Origin of the sequence: Lentzea sp. NBC_00516 (genome assembly GCF_036346835.1) — a bacterium.
Classification (GTDB): Bacteria; Actinomycetota; Actinomycetes; order Mycobacteriales; family Pseudonocardiaceae; genus Lentzea; species Lentzea sokolovensis.
Window position 1 is genome coordinate 1241317 of the sequence record NZ_CP107840.1, and the last position, 17808, is coordinate 1259124.

The following is a 17808-nucleotide window of genomic DNA, read 5'->3' on the forward strand; positions in this document are numbered from 1 at the left end:
AGAACGCCGTGACAGCAACGGAGAACGTGACCGCCGCACCGCCGGCGGCCACGTTCACCGACGCCATGAGCCGGCTGGTCTCCGGACTCGCCGTGGTCACCACACGTCAGTCTGGCGGCCGGCCGTGCGGGTTGCTCGTGTCCTCGATCTGTTCGTACAGCGTCGATCCGCCCTCCGTGCTGGTGGTGGTCGACCACGCTTCTCGTTGCCGCGAGCCGTTGACGCACTGCGCGGAGTTCGGCGTGCACGTGCTCGGCAGCGCCCAGGAACGCACCGCGCGGACGTTCGCGAGCCGTGGCGCGGACAAGTTCGCCGACATCGCCTGGGAGTGGGACGGAGCCGTGCCAAGGCTGTGTGCGGCGCCGATCTACCTGCGCTGCACCGTGACCGCGATGTTCGATCACGGCGACCACACGATCCTGATCGGTGAGGTCACCCGCACGGAGGTGAGGGAGGCCGAGCCGCTCGTCTTCTACCGCCGCCTGTTCGACTGGCGGCTAAGGGGAAACGGTGTGCGCCAGCTGTAGTCCGGTGAGCACCCGTTCGTGCCGATGACCCCGGTCGAACGGGTCCTCTCCGTTGAGGATGAGTTGGTGCATGGCCCGGAGCCGGGGCCCTGGCTCGATTCCGGCCTGGCTCGACAGCAGCCGGTACGCCCTCGCGTAGGCAGTCAACGCGTCGGCGCGGCGTTCGGACTGGCACAGAGCGAGCATCAGCTGCTCGTGAAATCTCTCCCACAATGGGTATGTGCGGCACAGCTCTTCGAGGTCGAACACCGCCAGATGCCCGTCACCGTTGCAGAGCATGACGTCGAACCTGTTGCGCAGCACCTCCAGGTACTCGCGCTCCAGTCGCGAGATGTCGTGGTCGAACATCCCCGTCTCGCGCAGGTCCGCCAGCGGAGCACCCCGCCACAGGCCCACCGCCACGGCGAACATCTCCCGGGCCCGCGCGCAGTCGCCGGCCGCCATCGCCACCTGGCCCTGTCTCGCCAGGTCCCGGAACCTGGTCAGGTCGAGCTGATGCGGTTCCAGGCAAAGGATGTAACCGGACGGCCGCGTGTTCAGGACGGGATGCGACGTTCGCGAACTCACCCAGCTCGGCGTGAGCACTCGCCGCACCGCCGTCACGTAACCGTGCAGCGCGGCGACGGCCGACCTCGGCGCGCCCCGCGTCCACAGCTGGTCCACGATGCGGCTGGTTGGCACGAACTCGTTGGCGTGCAAGGCGAGCAGCGCGAGCAACGCCCGTTGCTTCGGTGCCGTCGGCGTGCAGCGGCGGTTGCCTCGCGACACTTCGAACGTACCGAGAACCCGGAACTGCGGCGGTTCGTCTCCCGGTGCCACGTGAACGCCACCTCCCGGTATGTCCGACTCCGAGAGTGTTCACCAGCCGACGGGCTTTGAGGTAGTGCTCGCACCGAAACTGCCGGTTCGACCTGTGTCGTGGTGGACCAGGTGATGGATAGCGAGTCGACAGCACGGGGGATCCCTTTCCTGACAACGGGGATCGAGTGCTCCGCCGAACGCCGTGGCGGCGGCCGGATCGTGCCGAATCGGCAACGGCCCGGCACGATTCCACTGTGGACGGCCACGGCGGATCGGCGCGGTCCTGCTCGGCGGCGGTCTCGTCCCGCGAAGGGCGGTCCGCGGCGCGGCATCGGTCTGCGATCATGCTGCGCCATGGACCGCTACGAACAGTTCCGGCGCGCGGCGATCGACCAGGGTCTGCCGGAGGACGAGGCCGCCAAGTTCGCCGCTCACCTCCGTTTCGAGATCCGGCTGGGTTCCGGCCCCGACGAGAAGGTCGTCGCGCAGTCAGGAGGACTTCCGCGGTTACCGGTGGGCATGGAGTGGCCGGCCTCCGCCAACGGCTCCTCGTTGCCGTTCATCGCCTCGATCGACTGCGGGCTCGTCCCGCGGGCGGACGGGCTGCCCCTGCCGGACGCCGTTCCTCCTGCCGCAGGGCGAGTTCTCCGCGTGGATCCAGCCGATCCTGCCGGACTGGATCGAGGCGGAGGACCTGCGATTCGAACCGGAAGCGGTGAAGCAGCTGCTCAACGAGCTGAAGCACGTCGACGAACTGTGCGACCTGGTGGACGAACTGTGGCCGGATCCGGACGGGAGCTGCTTCCTGCGTCTCGGCGGGTACTGCGAGGAGATGGGCGGCCAGAACCCGCCGTGGACGCAGATGGCGGACGCCCACCTCAGGAACAGTGCCGACGCCGGCCTCCGGGGGCCGGAGCGGTCCCGCCTGCTCCACGACGAGGCGCACCGGCTGAACCGGGAATGGGTGCCGCTCGCCCAGTTCTACACGACGAGCGACCTCTACTACGGGTGCTTCCTGATCAGTTTCGACGACCTCGCGGCCCAGCGCTTCGACCAGATGCGCTCGTTCACCATGTTCACCGAGTAGGTGGTCAGCGAAGAGCGGCTTCGATCGCCTCGGTGATCGAGGCGTCCTCGGGCTCGGTGCGCGGGCGGAACCGGGCGAGGACCTGCCCGTCGCGCGAGACGAGGAACTTCTCGAAGTTCCACTGCACGTCACCGGCGGTGCCGTCGGCGTCGGCGTGCTTCGTGAGCTCCTGGTAGACGGCGTGCTGACCGGGGCCGTTGACCTCGATCTTCTCGTACAGGGGGAACGACACCCCGTAGGTGGCCGAGCAGAACGTGGCGATCTCTTCGGACGTGCCCGGCTCCTGGCCCATGAACTGGTTGCACGGGAAGCCGACCACGGAGAAACCTTCGGTCCCGTACTTCTCCTGCAGCCGCTCCAGACCCGCGTACTGCGGGGTGAGGCCGCACTTCGAGGCGACGTTGACGACGAGCGTCACCTTGCCCCGCAACGCGCTCAGGTCGCCGGGCTCACCCGCGAGAGTCTGGACCGGGATGTCGTAGATCTCCATGCCACCAACGTAGTTCATGTCTTCTTGGGGCCGGGAGCGGGCACGATCCGCGCGCTCACCGAGGGCGGGGGAGCGGCGAGCCCCGGTCCGCCCGCGTCGACCCAGTCGATCACGCCGCGCACCGCGTCGTCGTCCAGCACGGACCCGACCCACACCGGCTTGGCCCCCGCGCCCCGTGCGGCGGGGCTGGGCTGCACGACGACCACGTTCGACACCTCGCACGCGTCCAGGCAGTCGGCGACCCGGACGTCCGCGAGCTTCGCGCGCAGCGCCTGGAGCTGGCGGTCGTGGTCGACCTCGGGGTGCTTGCGCTCGGTGCCGCAGCAGCAACCTCGGCAGACGGTGATCCGTGACGTCATGATCACCGTTCTACCCAGTCGGCGGTTCGTTGCACAACGAGCACATTCCGCTGGCCGTCCGGCGACATCGCTGCGTCAGAGTCGAAGTCGTGGCTGGTAAAGGAAGTTGGATGGCGCTCCTGCTCGTGATGGTGACGGCCTGCACACCCGCTGGACCGAGGTCCACGAGCGCGCAGGTGCGGGTGACCGAGGACGGCAGCATCCCGAAGAACGAGAGCATCTCGCTGGACGACGGCAAGCACGCCGCCATCGCGAACCTCGACCCCGAGCTGCTGACGGCGATGCGGAAGGCCGCGGCGGACGCGAAGCTCGCCGGGGTGGAGCTGCGGGTGACGTCGGGCTGGCGCAGCGCGGAGTACCAGCAGCGGCTGCTGGACGAGGCCGTCGAGCTGTACCGCAGCGAGGAGGAGGCCCGGCGGTGGGTGCTCCCGCCGGAGAAGTCGGCGCACGTCACGGGCAAGGCGATCGACATCGGGCCGACGAACGCCGATGACTGGCTCATCCAGCACGGGGCGGACTACGGGCTGTGCCAGGCCTATGCGAACGAGATGTGGCACTTCGAACTGCTGACGACTCCGGGTGGCCAGTGCCCGCAGCCGCAGTCCACCTAGCGGCCGTGGATCACGGCCAGGGCGTGCTCGCGGGCCGGTGCGCTCAAAGTGGTGTTGAGCTGCTCGAACAGGGCTTCCGCGGTCACCCCGTTCCAGCCGGGAGGCAGCAGGGACAGGGGGAGTCCGGGGTCGCTGTAGGGCAGCCGCCGCCACGCGGTCAGCATCGGCACGTACGTCTGGAAGGCCTGCTCCGGTGACAGCACCCCGCCGTCGAGAACGGGGCGGTGGCGGCGCAGGAAGTCCGCGTACAGGTCGGTCAGCTCGTCCAGGTCCCACCAGGCGCGCACCTTCGAGCGCAGGTCGCCGAACGCGAAGTGGTGGCCGCTGAAGATGTCCACGTACTCGGACAGGCCGCGTCGTTCGAGGGTGCGGCGGGTCTCGGTGGCGAGGTTGCCGGGCGCGATCCACACGCCGGGAGCCGTGGTGCCGAAGCCGAGCTGGGTGAGGCTGGTGCGCAGGGCGTGGCGCTTCTCGCGTTCGGACTCGGGCACGGAGAACACGACCACCAGCCAGCCGTCCTCTGCGGTCGCGCGGCGGCGTTCGAAGATCCGGGTGTCGCCCTCGGCCAGCGTCTCCAGGGTGGCTTCGGCGAGGGCGTAGCCGGCGCCGTCGCGGCGTTCGGCGCGGACCACGCCACGGCGCTTCAGGCGGGAGATCGACGAGCGTGCGGCCTGGCTCTCGACGCCGAGGTCGGCCATGAGCTGCACGACGGACGCCACGGACAGCCAGTTGTGCTCGCCGCGCGCGTAGAGGCCGAAGATCGTGATGATGAGCGGGCCGAGCCGGTCGCGCCCGGCGGGAGCCGCGGCTTCCACGGTCATGTCCGCGACGTTCAGTGCCCTCTCCCTCATCTCGATCAACCGAGCTTAACTCGTGCCGAGATCGGTCAGCGTGACGGTGTTGCGCAGCTCGCCGAGGCCGCTGACCCACGTCACGACGACGTCGCCGTCGCGCAGGAAGAGCTGCGGCTCGCGGGCGTTGCCGACGCCGCTGGGCGTGCCGGTCAGGATCACGTCCCCGGCGCGCAAGGTCATGCCGTGGCTGAGCTCGGCGATGATCCGGGCGAACGAGAACGCCATCTGCGCGCTGGTCGCGTCCTGCAGCAGCACGCCGTTGACCTCGCACTGCACCCGCATCCCGGCGAGGTCGTCGATCTCGTCGACGGTGGTCAGCCACGGGCCGAGTGGCATCGTGGCGTCGAGGCTCTTGCCCTTGAGCCACTGGCCGCCGTGCGCGCGTTGCAGGTCGCGTTGCGAGACGTCGTTGGCGACGAGGAAGCCGAACACGTGGTCCAGCGCCTTCTCCTCCGGGATCGACCGGCCGTCGCGTCCGATGACCATCGCGATCTCGGCCTCGTAGTCCCACTTCTGCGACAACGCGGGGTCGTAGGCGATGCCGTCGGACGGTCCGATGACGGTGTCCGGGCCCTTGGTGAAGAACGTGGGCCGCAGCGGCCGCTCCACCGGATCCTGTGCCTCGCGCTTGCCCTTCGACTCCTCGAAGTGGTCCCAGTAGTTCCAGCCCGTGCACAGGATGTCGCGGTTGAAGCGGTGCAACGGCGATTCCAGCCGCACGTCAGCCAACGGCAGCACCTCGGCGGTGTCGACAGGGGCGCCCCGCACCACGTCGTCGACCGTGCACGACAACAGCGCGATCGACTCACCGTCGACGGCACCGCCACGACGCACACCGTCGACGGTCACTGAAGCCAGCCTCACCCGTGAACCTCCAGAATATCGCGTTCATGTTTCGTAGATCATGAGAACGCTATCGATTCAGCTGGGCCTGACCAGCCGCTCCTCCGGGATCACGGCCACGCCGAGGATCTCGATGAGGGCCTCCGGCTGCCACAACGCCGTGCAGCCGATGCCCGCCATGGCCGGGTAGACGGGGCCGGCGAGTTCGCGCCACACCTTGCCGATCTCCCTGCCGTGCGCCTGGTAGTCCGGGATGTCGGTGAGGTAGATCGTGATGCTGACCAGGTCTTCCGGCTCGCCACCCGCCGCGCGCAACGTCGTCAGCACGTTGCCGAACGCCTGGCGGAACTGCTCGACGATGCCGCCGGGAACGATCTTCATGTCGGCGTCCAGGGCGGTCTGGCCGCCCAGGTGAAGGGTGTTTCCGGCGAGTGTTCCGTGGGAGTACCCGCGCGGGACGGGCAGGCTGGCCGGGTTCACTGCTACGGGCCTCATGCGTATTGACAATATCTGACGGCGGTGAAGAATGCGATATATGGAGCCCGACCTCAGCAAGTACCGGCTCGAAGGCGACAACTCGATGTACCGGCTGCCCAGCGGACTGGTCGCGCCGGTCGTGACGCGCGGCGGCGCCGAGAACCTGGACACCGCGAACTCCGGCGGCGCGATCCGGATCTCGGGCGTGAGCATCCAGCACACCCCGGCCACGCGGCTGTGGTTCGGCAAGGTCACCAACGAGCCCGGCTACCGCTCGGTCTCCCACCACCACGGCGAGGCCGAGACCGGCGGGTACGTGCTGTCGGGCCGGGCGCGCATCTACTTCGGCGAGAAGTTCGAGGACTACCTCGACATGGAGGAGGGCGACTGGGTGTTCGTCCCGCCGTTCATGCCGCACATCGAGTGCAACCTCGACCGCAACAACCCGCTCACGTGGATGACCACGCGGACGCCGGAGAACATCGTCGTGAACCTCGACGACGTCCCGGACGACGAACTGCGCGACTGGCTGAGCCGATGACCCCCGGGACGACCTCCGCGATCTTCACCGACGCCATCACGCTGGAGAAGGCCGAACCCGAGCACTTCGACCTCGCCTTCACCGCCGTCACCCAGCCCTGCCCGTGGCCCAAGGCGTACGGCGGGGACCTGGTCGCCGCCGCCGCGGCCGCCGCCATGCGTTCGGTCACCGACGGCAAGACGCTGCACTCGATGCACAGCTACTTCCTGCGCCCGGCCGACATCGGCGCCCAGGTGCGCTACGAGGTGGAACTGCTGCGCGACGGCCGCGGCTACAGCACCCGGCAGGTCCGCGGTTACCAGAACGGCAAGCCCCTCTACGTCTGCCTGGCCAACTTCGCCGCCGGCGAGCCGGGCGGCAGCTTCCGGGCCGGGTTCACCGACGACCTGCCCGGTCCCGAGGACTTGCCGAGCTCGGCGGACTTCCTCGCCGAACGCTCCGGCGGGTCGATGACCGAGGAGTCGAAGGCGTACTGGGCGGGTGGCCGCAGCTTCGACATGCGGCACGTGCCCGGCCCGGTCTACCTCGCCGTCGAGGGCGAGAAGGTGCCGCACCAGGCCGTGTGGATCAAGCCGTTCGACCCGTTGCGCCCGGTCGACGGACTGACCGACGCCCAACGGGACCTCGCCGCGCTGGCCTACGTCTGCGACTACACGATCCTGGAACCCGTCCTGCGCGTGCTCGACCTGCCGTGGGCCCAGCCGGGACTCGTCACCGCGAGCCTCGACCACTCGATGTGGTTCCACCGCGAGGGTCCGATCGGCGACTGGCTGCTCTACGTGCAGGAAGCCGTCGCCGCCGACGCGGGCAGGGGCCTCGGGTACGGCCGGTTCTTCACCCGCGATCAGCAGCACCTCGCCACCGTTGCCCAGGAGGGCATGATCCGCGCTTCCTGACCCGCCGCCCGCGGAAGGACTCACCATGGACACCTTCGCTCGCGACCACCTCCCACCCGCGGCGTTATGGCCGACGATCGAGTTCACGACGCCGGAGCTCCAGTACCCGGACCGCCTCAACGCCGCCACCGAGCTGATCGACGTCCCGGCGGCGAAGTACGGCGCCGACCGCCCGGCGTTGCGCACGCCCGCCGGTGAGGTCTGGTCCTACGGCGAGCTGCGGACACGTGCCAACCAGATCGCGCAGGTGCTGATCGAGGACTTCGGTCTCGTCGCGGGGCAACGGGTTCTGCTGCGCTCGCCCAACACCCCGTGGACCGTGGCCGCGTGGCTCGGCGTCCTCAAGGCGGGCGGTGTGGTCGTGACGACCATGGCCGCGCTGCGCACCCGTGAACTGGCGCCGATCGTCGAGCGGACGCGTCCGTCGATCGCCCTGGTGGACCAGCGGTTCGCGGAGGACGTTCGGGCTCTGCCGTCGCTGACCGTGGTGGCGTACGACGACCTCCAGGTGCTCGCAGCGGTCAAGCCGGGGGAGTTCACCGCGGTGGACACGGCTGCCGACGACGTGGCCCTGCTCGCGCCGACGTCGGGCAGCACCGGTTCGCCCAAGATCACTGCGCACTTCCACCGCGACGTCCTGTCCATCGACAACACCTTCGGCCGGCACGTGCTGCGCCTGACCGAGAACGACCTCGTCGCGTGCACGGCGCCGTTCGCCTTCACGTTCGGCCTGGGCATGCTCGTCGTCTTCCCGTTGCGGGCCGGTGCCTGCGCGTTTCTGACCGAGGCGGCCACGCCCGCCCAGGTCGCGGATCTGGTGGAGGCGCACGGAGTCACGGTGCTCGCGACGGCGCCCACGGCGTACAAGGCGATCCTGCGCGATGGCACGGAAGGAAAACTCGCCGGACTGCGGACCGCGGTGTCGGCCGGGGAGCACATCCCGCAGGAGACCTGGCGACGGCTGCACGACCGGCTCGGACTGAGGGTGATCGACGGCATCGGTGCCACGGAGTTGTTGCACATCTTCATCTCCGCCGCCGGCGACGACATCCGGCCCGGCTCCACCGGCCGGCCGGTGCCGGGCTACCGCGCCACCGTGCTCGGCCCCGACGGCGACGAACTGGGCCCTGGCGAGCCGGGACGACTCGGCGTGATCGGCCCGGTCGGCTGCCGCTACCTCGACGACGAGCGGCAGAAGGACTACGTGGTGGGCGGCTGGAACGTCACCGGCGACGTCTTCCACCGCGACGAGGACGGCTACTTCCACTACCACGCCCGCAGCGACCACATGATCGTGTCATCCGGTTACAACATCGGCGGTCCCGAGGTCGAGGAGGCCATCGACACCCACCCGGACGTGCTGGAGTCCGCCGTCGTCGCCAAACCCGACGACGAACGCGGCTCGGTCGTGTGCGCGTTCGTGGTGCTGCGCGACGGCACTCTGGGCGACGACACCAAGGCGCGCGAGATCCAAGATCACGTGAAGCGGACCATCGCGCCCTACAAATATCCCCGCGAGGTGCGGTTCCGCACGTCGTTGCCGCGCAACGCGAGCGGCAAGCTGCAGCGCTTCACGCTCCGCAAGATCGTCGAGGACGAGGTGCTGTCATGAAGATCGCCATCGTCGGCGGTGGGCCCGGTGGCCTCTACTTCGCCGCGTTGATGAAGCAGCTCGACCCCGCGCATGACGTCACCATCTGGGAACGCGACGCATCCGACGTCACGTTCGGCTTCGGTGTGGTGTTCTCCGACGAGACGCTCGGCGGGATCGAGAACGCCGACCCGGAGTTCGCCGACGCGATGGCGCGCCGGTTCGCCCGGTGGACGGACATCGACATCCACTACCGCGGCGAGAGCCACACCGTCGGTGGGCAGGGGTTCGCCGCGATGAGCCGCAAGGAGCTGCTCGGCCTGCTCCAGCAACGGTGCCGCGATCTCGGCGTGGTCGTGCACTTCTCGACGCCCGCGCCCGCCGTCGACGTCCTGCGCGAGTCGTACGACCTGGTGGTCGGAGCGGACGGCGTCAACTCGTTGGTGCGTCGGTCCTCCGACGTCTTCCGCTCCACTGTGGACCCACGTCGCAACAAGTACATGTGGCTCGGCACGGACCTGGTCTTCGAGGCGTTCCAGTTCTTCATCAAGGACACGCCGTGGGGGACCGTGCAGGTCCACGGTTATCCCTATTCCGACAGCGGTTCCACGTTCATCGTCGAGATGCACGAGGACGTCTGGCGCCGCGCCGGTTTCGACACCGGCGAGGAGTTCCCGCCGGGCGCCTCCGACGAACGCGCCGTCGAACGGGTCCGTGAGCTGTTCGCCGAGGAGCTGGCCGGCCACCAGGTGTTCGCCAACAACTCGAAGTGGCTCAGCTTCACCACCGTGCGCAACGAGCGCTGGCACGACGGCAACCTCGTCCTGGTCGGCGATGCCGCGCACACCGCGCACTTCTCGATCGGCTCCGGCACCAAGCTCGCGATGGAGGACTCGCTCGCCCTCGCCGCGTGCCTGCACGAACACCGCGACGTCGAGACCGCGCTGACGGCCTACGAGACCGAGCGCCGCCCCGTCGTGGAGTCGACGCAGCGCGCCGCCCAGGCGTCCCTGGAGTGGTTCGAGAACATCGGCATGTACGCGGACCAGGAACCGACGCGGTTCTGCTTCAACCTGCTCACCCGGTCCCGCCGCATCACCTACGACAACCTCCGCACCCGCGACTCGGAGTTCGCCGACCGCGTCGACGCCGCTTTCGCCGCCTCCCAGGGACTTCCGACCACGGCGCCGGCGATGTTCCAGCCGTTCCGCCTGGGGCGGCTGGAACTCAAGAACCGCGTGATCGTCTCGGCGATGGACATGTACTCGGCCGTCGACGGCGTGCCGGGCGACTTCCACCTCGTCCACCTGGGATCGAAGGCCATGGGCGGTGCGGGACTGGTGATGACCGAGATGGTCTGCGTCTCGCCGGAAGGCCGCATCACGCCGGGCTGCACCGGCCTGTGGACTGACGAGCAACGCGACTCGTGGGCGCGGATCGTGTCGTTCGCGCACGAGCGGAGCACCGCCCGCATCGGCCTCCAGCTGGGCCACTCCGGCCGCAAGGGCTCGACCCGCCTGATGTGGGAGGGCATGGACGAACCGCTCCCCGAGGGCAACTGGGACGTCGTCGGCCCATCACCGCTGCCGTACGGCCCTGGAAACGCCGTCCCGGGCGAAGTCGACCGCGAGCGGATCACCGCCGAGTTCGTGGCGGCGGCGCAACGTGGTGCCGAAGCGGGCTTCGACCTGCTCGAACTGCACTGCGCGCACGGCTACCTGCTGTCCTCGTTCCTCTCACCGATCGCGAACCAGCGCACCGACGAGTACGGCGGCACACTCGCCAACCGGCTGCGGTTCCCACTGGAGGTGTTCGACGCCGTCCGCGCGGTGTGGCCCGCGGAACGGCCGATGATCGTGCGCATCTCCGCGACCGACTGGGTCGACGGCGGCAACACCGAGCACGACGCCGTGGAGATCGCCCGCGCGTTCATCGCCCACGGCGCCGACGCGATCGACGTCTCCACCGGCCAGGTCACGGCGGACGAGCGCCCGGCGTACGGTCGCAGCTACCAGACCCCGTTCGCCGACCGGATCCGCCACGAGGTCACCGGTGCGGCTGTCATCGCGGTCGGCGCCATCGCCTCCTACGACGACGTCAACTCCATCCTGCTGGCGGGCCGCGCAGACCTGTGCGCGATCGGCCGCACGCACCTCTACGACCCGCACTGGACCCTGCACGCGGCCGCGGAACAGGAATTTCGCGCCGAGTGGCCGGTCCAGTACCGGGCGGGCAGCCGCAAGCCGCCGTCGGCGCGCACCGACGCCGTCCGGCCGAGGTTGTCGCTGCTGCGGGCCGACCCTCCAGATCGGAACGTGCACCTGCGCTGGACGCCGCGCCGCGAGCATTCGGTTCTCGGATAGGCACTTCAGGCGCGTTCAGGTGAAACTTCATTCGACTATGAATTGGAATCTCTTGTCTGGTCACATGTTCCGCGCGTCCGCATTGGTCTGATGGGGCAGACCTCCCACGCACGCGGGTGAGGGGGTGTTTCGAACACTGGCGCGATCCCTAGCGTCGGCGGTCAGTTCCCCACTGAACCGCCACCGAAGGGATCGTTCTCGTGCGAAGACGTTTGCCGGCGATGGTGCTAGCGGGCGTGCTCGCCGGCGCCACGCTCACCGCCGCTGTTCCCGTGGCCGCCCAGCCACCCGTTTCCACGCTCACCAAGTCCGTGCAGGGCGTGTCCGATCCCGCCTCCCACGGCGACAACGCCTCCTGGGTCGTGTCCTATGCGAACGGTGCCAACGGTGCCGCCGCGATCACCGACCCCATCGGCCCCGGCCAGACCCTCCTGGCCGGCTCGCTGCAAGTGCCGCCGGGCTGGACCGGCACCGAGGGCAACCCCGTCACCGCCACGAACCCCAACGTGCGCAACGGCGGCAAGGCACTGTCCAGCCTGCTCACCCCGCCCGTGCAGGCCAGCGCGAGCAGCACCGGCGGTGACGGCTTCACCCCGATCCTGCAGCGCACGCCGGACGGCCGCCTGCAGGCGTGGAACGTCTACCACCACGTGGGCCCCGCCGCCCCGAAGCTCGTGTGCACCGATCTCACGACCAGTTCGCTCTGCTCGGGCGGTCCGTGGCCGAAGCCGCTCAACACGTCGTCCGGTCCGTTCGGCACGGGCAACACCGGTGACATCGGCAGTCCACTCGAACCGCAGTACGTCCGCGACGAGGCGAATCCCGCTCGCGTGTACTACTCGGCCGTCACGGCGTCCTCGCTCGGCGTCGCCTGCCTCGATCTCGCCGCGCCCGGCAACTGCGGGTTCTGGTCCCTGATGCCGCGGGCAGGGCAGAACGTCGAGATGGCGGGACTCGTCCAGGTCGGCGGAAACCTCTACGGCGTCGCGACCTCCGGCAGCGTGGTGTGCTGGACGATCGCCACGCAGAGCGCGTGCGGAGGCCAGCCCTACGCGCCGATCGTGCCGTTCACCAGCAGCAACAACTACTACCTCGGCGCGCTGACCGTCGCCGGGGGCAAGATCTTCGCCTCGTCGTCACTGCCCGGCGGCGGCATCCCCAGGATGGGCTGCTTCGACCCCGGCACCAACGCCGCGTGCGCGGGCTGGGCCTCCCCGAAGCAGATCGGCCCGTCCGGCAACTACACCTACAACGCCTACACCGCTTACAGCACAACAGGTGCGGAGACCGGCGCGTGCTCCAGCACGACCGGCCAGAACGTCACCACCTGCTATGCGATCGACGGCTCGTCCCTGCCCGCACCGTCGGCTCCCGCCGGTCTGGAGAGCGGTGTCATCTCGTTCAACCCCGAGGTGGTCCGCACCGGCAACCGCGTCCGCAGCTTCATCGGCATCTGGGGCGGCCCGTACATCGGTGCCGCGGTGTGTCACGACTGGAGCACCGGAACGTCGTGTGCCGGAGTGCCGGCGCGCATCACCCATCCCACCGCCAACGGTGGTGACACAAGAGATTACGGCTACGCCTACGACGCTCCCACCGGTTGCATGATCGGGCTGGGCGACGCCGGCGTGCTGTTCTCGATGGATCCTGACACGGGGGCGTCGCCGTGCGTACGCAGTGGCGCCTCCGTGTCGCTCACCCCCTCGCAGTTCTATTGCGACGGCAAACCGCACGCCACCACCTACACCAAGGCGCGGCTCGTCGGCGTGACACCGGCGAACGTGAACCTCGGCGCGTCCACCGTGAAGGCCGTGGACGGCGGTGGAAACCCCGTCACCGTGCCGAGTTTCGCTCCTGACGGGACGGTCGACCTGACCGGCGTCACGGCCGCCACGCTGACCCTCACGGCGTCGCTCGTGCTGAACAACGCCGCGGACTTCGGCGGCGGCAACCAGCCGTCACTGGCCCTGGAGTTCAACGGCGACGCGCCGCAGGTGTGCTTCCGCACCACGATCTCCGCGGACTGCCCGGTCTCCTCGGTCGCGAACAAGGCTGACGGAACCGACGCGACCGGCGGCTTCTCGTCCAACACGGTGACCCGCCAGGTCGCACCGGGCGCGGGATGCATGCCGAACGTTGTGGTGAACAAGGAGATCTGCGGTTCGCACACACCCGCCAACTGCAAGGCGGGCGGCGCCGGGCCTTGGGTGAAGCAAGCACCCGTGGGCGTTCTCGGCCTGCTGAACGCCACGGCGTACTGGCGGATCACCGTGACCAACAACGGCCCGATCGCCATCGTCGACGCCTACGTGGTCGACGACGTGGAACCGGCCTGCCAGACCGGGCCGTTCACGCTGCAGCCCGGTGAGTCGAAGCAGGTCCACTGTTCGACCTACGCGCTGCTGTCGCTGTTCCCCTTGACCAACAAGGCGAAGGCGAAGTACACGCCGGTCAACGGGACGCGCGTGTACAGCGACTGGTCGTCCGCGAAGGCCTGTTCGCTGCTCTGCGTGCTGGGCTGAGTCGTCAGTGGAGGAGCATCAGCCGAACTCGGCCAGATAGGTCAGGACGGCCAGCACCCGGCGGTGCTCCTCCACGTTGGCGGCCAGCCCCAGTTTCGCCATGATGCTGCCGATGTGGGTCTCGACCGTGCGTTCGGTGAGCCAGAGCCGACGCGCGATCGCGACGTTCGTGCAGCCCTCGGCCATCAGTCCGAGGACCTCGCGTTCGCGCGGGGTGAGTGACCCGGTGGCGGGCCGGCCGAGCAGCCTGCCCACCACCTCCGGGTCGAGTGCCGAGCCGCCGGCGGCGACCCGCGCGATCGACTCCAGGAAGTCGTCGACCTCGAGAACGCGATCCTTGAGCAGGTACCCGAATCCACCCTGGCTGACCAGGTCGACGGAGTGCCGCGTCTCGATGTGCTGGGAGAGCAGGAGAATCCCGACACCGGGCTGGGCGGACCGGATCCGGCGGGCGGCCCGTGCGCCGTCGTCGGTCAGGTCGGGAGGCATTCGAACGTCCACAATGGCCAGATCCGGCTCCGCCTGAGCCACCACGGCCACGAGAGTGTCCGCGTCGCCGGCACGGCCCACGATGTCGTGTCCCGCGTGGGAGAGCAGGCTTGCGATTCCCTCCCGGAACAGCATCGAGTCCTCGCCGATCACGATGCGCACGGCAGCACCGCCTGGATCGTCGTGCCGCCACCGGGCCTGCTGTTGAGCAGGAGTGAACCGCCGAGCGCGGCGACGCGGTCGGCCAGCCCGGCCAGTCCGGAACCGCCGCGTGGATCGGCGCCGCCGCAGCCGTCGTCCTTCACCCACACGTTCACCTCGTCCGCCTGCTGCGTGACGCGGACGGTGATGGCGCTGGCGTGCGCGTGCTTGGCGGCGTTGGTGATCGCCTCGGCGGCGACGAAGTAGGCGGTGATCGCGATGTCGTCGGCGAGTGGTTCGGACATGATCTCCAGCGCCACCGGCACCGGCAGCTTGTTCGTGAGCGCGGCGAGTGCGGAGTGGAGGCCGTCGTCGAGGCTCGTGGGACGCAGACCGTGGGCGATCTGCCGGAGCTCGGCGATCGCGGTGGCCAGTTCGGCGACGCCCTGGTCGAGCAGGGCGTGCACGTCGACGGAACCGGTGGGCAGCTGCCGTTGCGCGAGCCGCATCGCCATGCCCAGCGACACCAGCCGCTGCTGGGCGCCGTCGTGCAGGTCGCGTTCGAGCCGGTGCCGTTCGGCGTCTCCTGCCTGGATGATCCGGGTGCGGCTCGCCTCCACCTCGCGCAGGGCGGTGGCGAGCTCACCGCGCAGCCGGGCGACCTCGACCAGGCTCGCGGCGGCGGTCGCGACGACCCGCAGCACGGCCGGGGTGGTGACGGACGAGGCGAGAACGCCGATCTGCGTGCCGCCCAACGTGATCGGGACGAGTCCGGTGTCGGTCACCGGTGCGCCCTTCGCGTCGACGAAGCCGGTCGACGCGGGGAACAGCAGCCCGACCCTGACCGTGGTGTCCCGCAACGCCGTGCGCAGCGTCGCTTCGAGCTCTTCCGGTTGGGCGGCCTGCGTGTGCACGCGGTGTTGCAGGTCTTCGATGGCGAGCAGCGCGGCCCTCGTGCGCGGGAAGAGCCGCCGGTCGACCTCCCGTTGCAGACGCCTGCGGACGGGCGTGAGCAGCACGGCGCAGACAGCGGTGGCGCCGGCCGCGGCGGCGGGGGAGTCCTGGCCCGCGATGAGCCCCAGAGTCAGGGCCGACAGCGCGTAAGCCCCGATGAGGACCAGCAGGACGATCGTGTAGCTGATCGTGTCGGCCAGCACGCGGTCGACGTCGTAGAGGTCGTGGCGCAGCATGGCGACACCGACCGAGCAGAACAGCGCGATGATCGTGACGACGCCGAACACCGTTGCCACGACACCACTTCGGCCGGTCACGACGATCTCGGCCAGGCACACGACCGGGTACGCGGTCGCGGCCAGTCCGGCGAACGCGAGCCACTTCAACTGCGCCCGGCCGACGCCTACGGACCTGCGGAACCGCACGACGAGCGAGACCCCGGCGGCGAGCAACGTCAGAATCAACCCGATGTTCACCACGTAGCTGAGGACGTGGACCACATCGAACGGTGGCCCCCAGGGCTTGGCCAGCCCCTCCATCGGTTCGGTGAACGGTTCCCGCGGCGTCGCGCCGAACACCTGCTGCGCCAGGGCCAGGACGACGATCAACGGCGGCAGGAACGACCACCGTTTCCCGGGCAGCGAGCCGTCCGGGAAGTGGAGCAGCAGCAACGCGACGGCGGCGAGCAGCCACCAGCCGCTCTCGTTGAGCACCGCGACCACGCGGGAGTCCAGCGGCACCGAGGCCGGATCGGCGAGCCAGCGCCCGTAGTAGACGTCGCGGGCGGCCAGGAAGACCACGATCGCCCCGACCCAGGCGAGGAGCGGGCCGACGGGGTTGGCACGCACCCGGAACGCGATCGTCACGCCGAGCGCGGCCATAGCCAGTCCGAGCGTCGCGAGCCCGGCGAACGCGCCGATCATGTCGCTAGGCGTGCGGAACAGCAGCCAGCCGGCGCCCGCCGTCATCAGGACGGCGATGCCCAGAAGAGCCAGTCCTGCCGGCCGCGGCCACGTCATCGCCCCAGGGTAAGGCCGGTGCGGCGGCCTGGCCTCAGTGCTGGCACGGAGAACGGGTTCGGGGCCGGTACCGATGTGGACGGCCCCCTGCGCCGGTTGCATGAGGCAACCGAATCCCGTGGAAGGGCAGGAACCATGTCCGTCGACATCACCGCGGCGCACGACACCGCCGCAAGCTCCACACGGGGACGCGTCGCCGTCCTCGCGCTAGTTCTGGGTGTCACGTCCGTCGCCGCCGTCGCAGGCGGACTGCTCTGGCCGGAACCGGCGGGCGGCGGCGAAACCTACTCGTACACCGACATCGCGGCCGACCGCGATCTGTGGTGGACGCTGCTCACCGGCCTCGCGGCCATGCAGGTCCTCAACATCCCGTTGCAGGCGCTGGCGACGATGTTCCTGGTCCGGCGCCGCGGCAGCGCCTGGGCGACCTGGGGTGCCGCGCTCATGTGGATCGGCGGCGGGCTGCAGGGCGCCGGGGTCGCGGGCTGGGCGGCCGCGTACTTCTTCCCGACCGACCCCGGACTTGACGCCGGCGTCGGAGATGCGGTGATCCAGGCGGCCAACAACGACACCGGGCACCTCTTCGCTTTCGTGATCCCCGGAGCCGCACTGGTGTTGCTGGGGACCGTGCTGCAGTGCGTGGGCCTCTTCCGCTCGCACGCGGTCCCGGCGTGGGTGCCCGTGCTCCTGCTGTTCATCGTGCTCACGTTCGTGAGCCCAGGCGACGGCCTGACCGGCCTGCTGACCAGCGTCCCGATGGCGGTGGGCGCGATCGGTCTCGGCTACCACGCCTGGCGTGCGGCAGCGTGAGAAGTGCGGCAAGGTGATCGACAGCAGCGCGTTCGATGGCGCCGACGAGGAACTCTCGCGGACACCCACCAGCAGCATCTCGAAGAATTCCGTGACGGAAAGAACCTCGTCCAGCGGGCGTGCGGTGAGGTCATCGCAGCGAATCAAAAGCGTCCGATTTGGACTTCGCCGGTCCTGAACTGCGCGAGCAGCACTCCTCATGCATCACCGGCAGCATCGTCTACGCAGCGATTGAATTGTTAGAAGACGTCAGCGCGGTGCTCAGAGATCATGCACCGATGAGGCCGGGCGAGCTGTACGTAGCGATAGAACTGCGAGTTCGGCACGAGCTACCTTCACGAAGCTGATGCTGCCATCAACACCGTATGTGCGTCAGATCTGCTGTCGCAAGTTGCATGGATCGCGGTTCAAGGGGGGACTTGAGTTCCCATAC

The 17808-nt window shown here is 69.3% G+C and carries 17 protein-coding genes and 1 pseudogene; 10 read left to right on the forward strand and 8 right to left on the reverse strand.

Annotated elements, in window-relative coordinates; genetic code table 11:
- Positions 1-8: 8 nt before the first annotated feature.
- Positions 9-527 carry a flavin reductase family protein gene (locus OG205_RS05410; RefSeq protein WP_330275129.1) on the forward strand — a complete coding sequence of 173 codons (519 nt, stop codon included), beginning with the start codon at positions 9-11 and terminating at the stop codon, positions 525-527.
- Here the strand turns inward: OG205_RS05410 and OG205_RS05415 are convergent.
- Positions 498-1346, reverse strand: a complete 849-nt coding sequence (locus tag OG205_RS05415) for an AfsR/SARP family transcriptional regulator (RefSeq protein ID WP_330275130.1) — start codon at positions 1344-1346, stop codon at positions 498-500. The two genes, OG205_RS05410 and OG205_RS05415, sit on opposite strands and share 30 nt — an antisense overlap.
- 336 nt (positions 1347-1682) lie before the next feature.
- On the opposite strand from OG205_RS05415, the pseudogene OG205_RS46725 reads away from it, so the two are divergent.
- Together OG205_RS46725 and OG205_RS05420 are read left to right on the forward strand one after the other, a co-directional pair.
- A pseudogene (locus OG205_RS46725) lies at positions 1683-1925 on the forward strand (DUF1963 domain-containing protein); the annotation flags it as partial.
- 118 nt (positions 1926-2043) lie between these two features.
- A complete protein-coding gene (locus tag OG205_RS05420) occupies positions 2044-2415 on the forward strand; it encodes a hypothetical protein (RefSeq protein WP_330275131.1) in 372 nt (123 codons plus the stop codon).
- Between the two features lie 4 nt (positions 2416-2419).
- On the opposite strand, the gene OG205_RS05425 is transcribed toward OG205_RS05420, so the two are convergent.
- A complete protein-coding gene (locus OG205_RS05425; protein WP_330278107.1) occupies positions 2420-2905 on the reverse strand; it encodes a glutathione peroxidase in 486 nt (161 codons plus the stop codon).
- Positions 2906-2919: 14 nt separating this feature from the next.
- Positions 2920-3264 (reverse strand): hypothetical protein, encoded by a 345-nt coding sequence (locus tag OG205_RS05430; protein ID WP_319974418.1) that lies wholly within the window; start codon positions 3262-3264, stop codon positions 2920-2922.
- Positions 3265-3374: 110 nt separating this feature from the next.
- Between OG205_RS05430 and OG205_RS05435 the strand changes: the two genes are divergently transcribed.
- Positions 3375-3875 carry a M15 family metallopeptidase gene (locus OG205_RS05435; protein WP_330275132.1) on the forward strand — a complete coding sequence of 167 codons (501 nt, stop codon included), beginning with the start codon at positions 3375-3377 and terminating at the stop codon, positions 3873-3875.
- On the opposite strand, the gene OG205_RS05440 is transcribed toward OG205_RS05435, so the two are convergent.
- The 3 genes from OG205_RS05440 to OG205_RS05450 are packed head-to-tail and all read right to left on the reverse strand — an operon-like array spanning position 3872 to position 6067.
- Complete coding sequence (locus OG205_RS05440) at positions 3872-4726, reverse strand: PaaX family transcriptional regulator (protein WP_330275133.1); 855 nt, start codon at positions 4724-4726, stop codon at positions 3872-3874. The genes OG205_RS05435 and OG205_RS05440 overlap by 4 nt on opposite strands.
- A 15-nt stretch (positions 4727-4741) precedes the next feature.
- A complete protein-coding gene (locus OG205_RS05445; protein WP_330275134.1) occupies positions 4742-5593 on the reverse strand; it encodes a fumarylacetoacetate hydrolase family protein in 852 nt (283 codons plus the stop codon).
- A 57-nt stretch (positions 5594-5650) separates the two neighbouring features.
- Complete coding sequence (locus OG205_RS05450; protein ID WP_330275135.1) at positions 5651-6067, reverse strand: RidA family protein; 417 nt, start codon at positions 6065-6067, stop codon at positions 5651-5653.
- A 40-nt stretch (positions 6068-6107) separates the two neighbouring features.
- Between OG205_RS05450 and OG205_RS05455 the strand changes: the two genes are divergently transcribed.
- The 5 genes from OG205_RS05455 (at position 6108) to OG205_RS05475 (ending at position 13962) form a co-directional block, all read left to right on the forward strand.
- Positions 6108-6590: a cupin domain-containing protein gene (locus tag OG205_RS05455; RefSeq protein ID WP_330275136.1), complete on the forward strand. Its 483-nt coding sequence runs from the start codon at positions 6108-6110 to the stop codon at positions 6588-6590.
- Entirely contained in the window at positions 6587-7486 is a 900-nt protein-coding gene (locus tag OG205_RS05460) for an acyl-CoA thioesterase (protein WP_330275137.1), read from the forward strand. Before OG205_RS05455 ends, OG205_RS05460 begins: the two co-directional genes overlap by 4 nt.
- Before the next feature lie 25 nt (positions 7487-7511).
- Positions 7512-9098 carry an AMP-binding protein gene (locus tag OG205_RS05465; RefSeq protein WP_330275138.1) on the forward strand — a complete coding sequence of 529 codons (1587 nt, stop codon included), beginning with the start codon at positions 7512-7514 and terminating at the stop codon, positions 9096-9098.
- Positions 9095-11440 (forward strand): bifunctional salicylyl-CoA 5-hydroxylase/oxidoreductase, encoded by a 2346-nt coding sequence (locus OG205_RS05470; protein WP_330275139.1) that lies wholly within the window; start codon positions 9095-9097, stop codon positions 11438-11440. Before OG205_RS05465 ends, OG205_RS05470 begins: the two co-directional genes overlap by 4 nt.
- Before the next feature lie 200 nt (positions 11441-11640).
- Positions 11641-13962, forward strand: coding sequence for a DUF7617 domain-containing protein (locus tag OG205_RS05475; RefSeq protein WP_330275140.1), 2322 nt, complete (start codon positions 11641-11643; stop codon positions 13960-13962).
- Positions 13963-13980: 18 nt separating this feature from the next.
- Here OG205_RS05475 and OG205_RS05480 read toward each other — a convergent pair whose 3' ends face one another.
- Both OG205_RS05480 and OG205_RS05485 read right to left on the reverse strand, forming a co-directional pair.
- A complete protein-coding gene (locus OG205_RS05480) occupies positions 13981-14613 on the reverse strand; it encodes a response regulator transcription factor (protein ID WP_330275141.1) in 633 nt (210 codons plus the stop codon).
- Positions 14601-16565, reverse strand: a complete 1965-nt coding sequence (locus OG205_RS05485; RefSeq protein ID WP_330275142.1) for a sensor histidine kinase — start codon at positions 16563-16565, stop codon at positions 14601-14603. The genes OG205_RS05480 and OG205_RS05485 overlap by 13 nt, the downstream gene beginning before the upstream one ends.
- A 135-nt stretch (positions 16566-16700) precedes the next feature.
- Between OG205_RS05485 and OG205_RS05490 the strand changes: the two genes are divergently transcribed.
- Positions 16701-17375 (forward strand): hypothetical protein, encoded by a 675-nt coding sequence (locus OG205_RS05490; protein ID WP_330275143.1) that lies wholly within the window; start codon positions 16701-16703, stop codon positions 17373-17375.
- Positions 17376-17808: the final 433 nt, after the last annotated feature.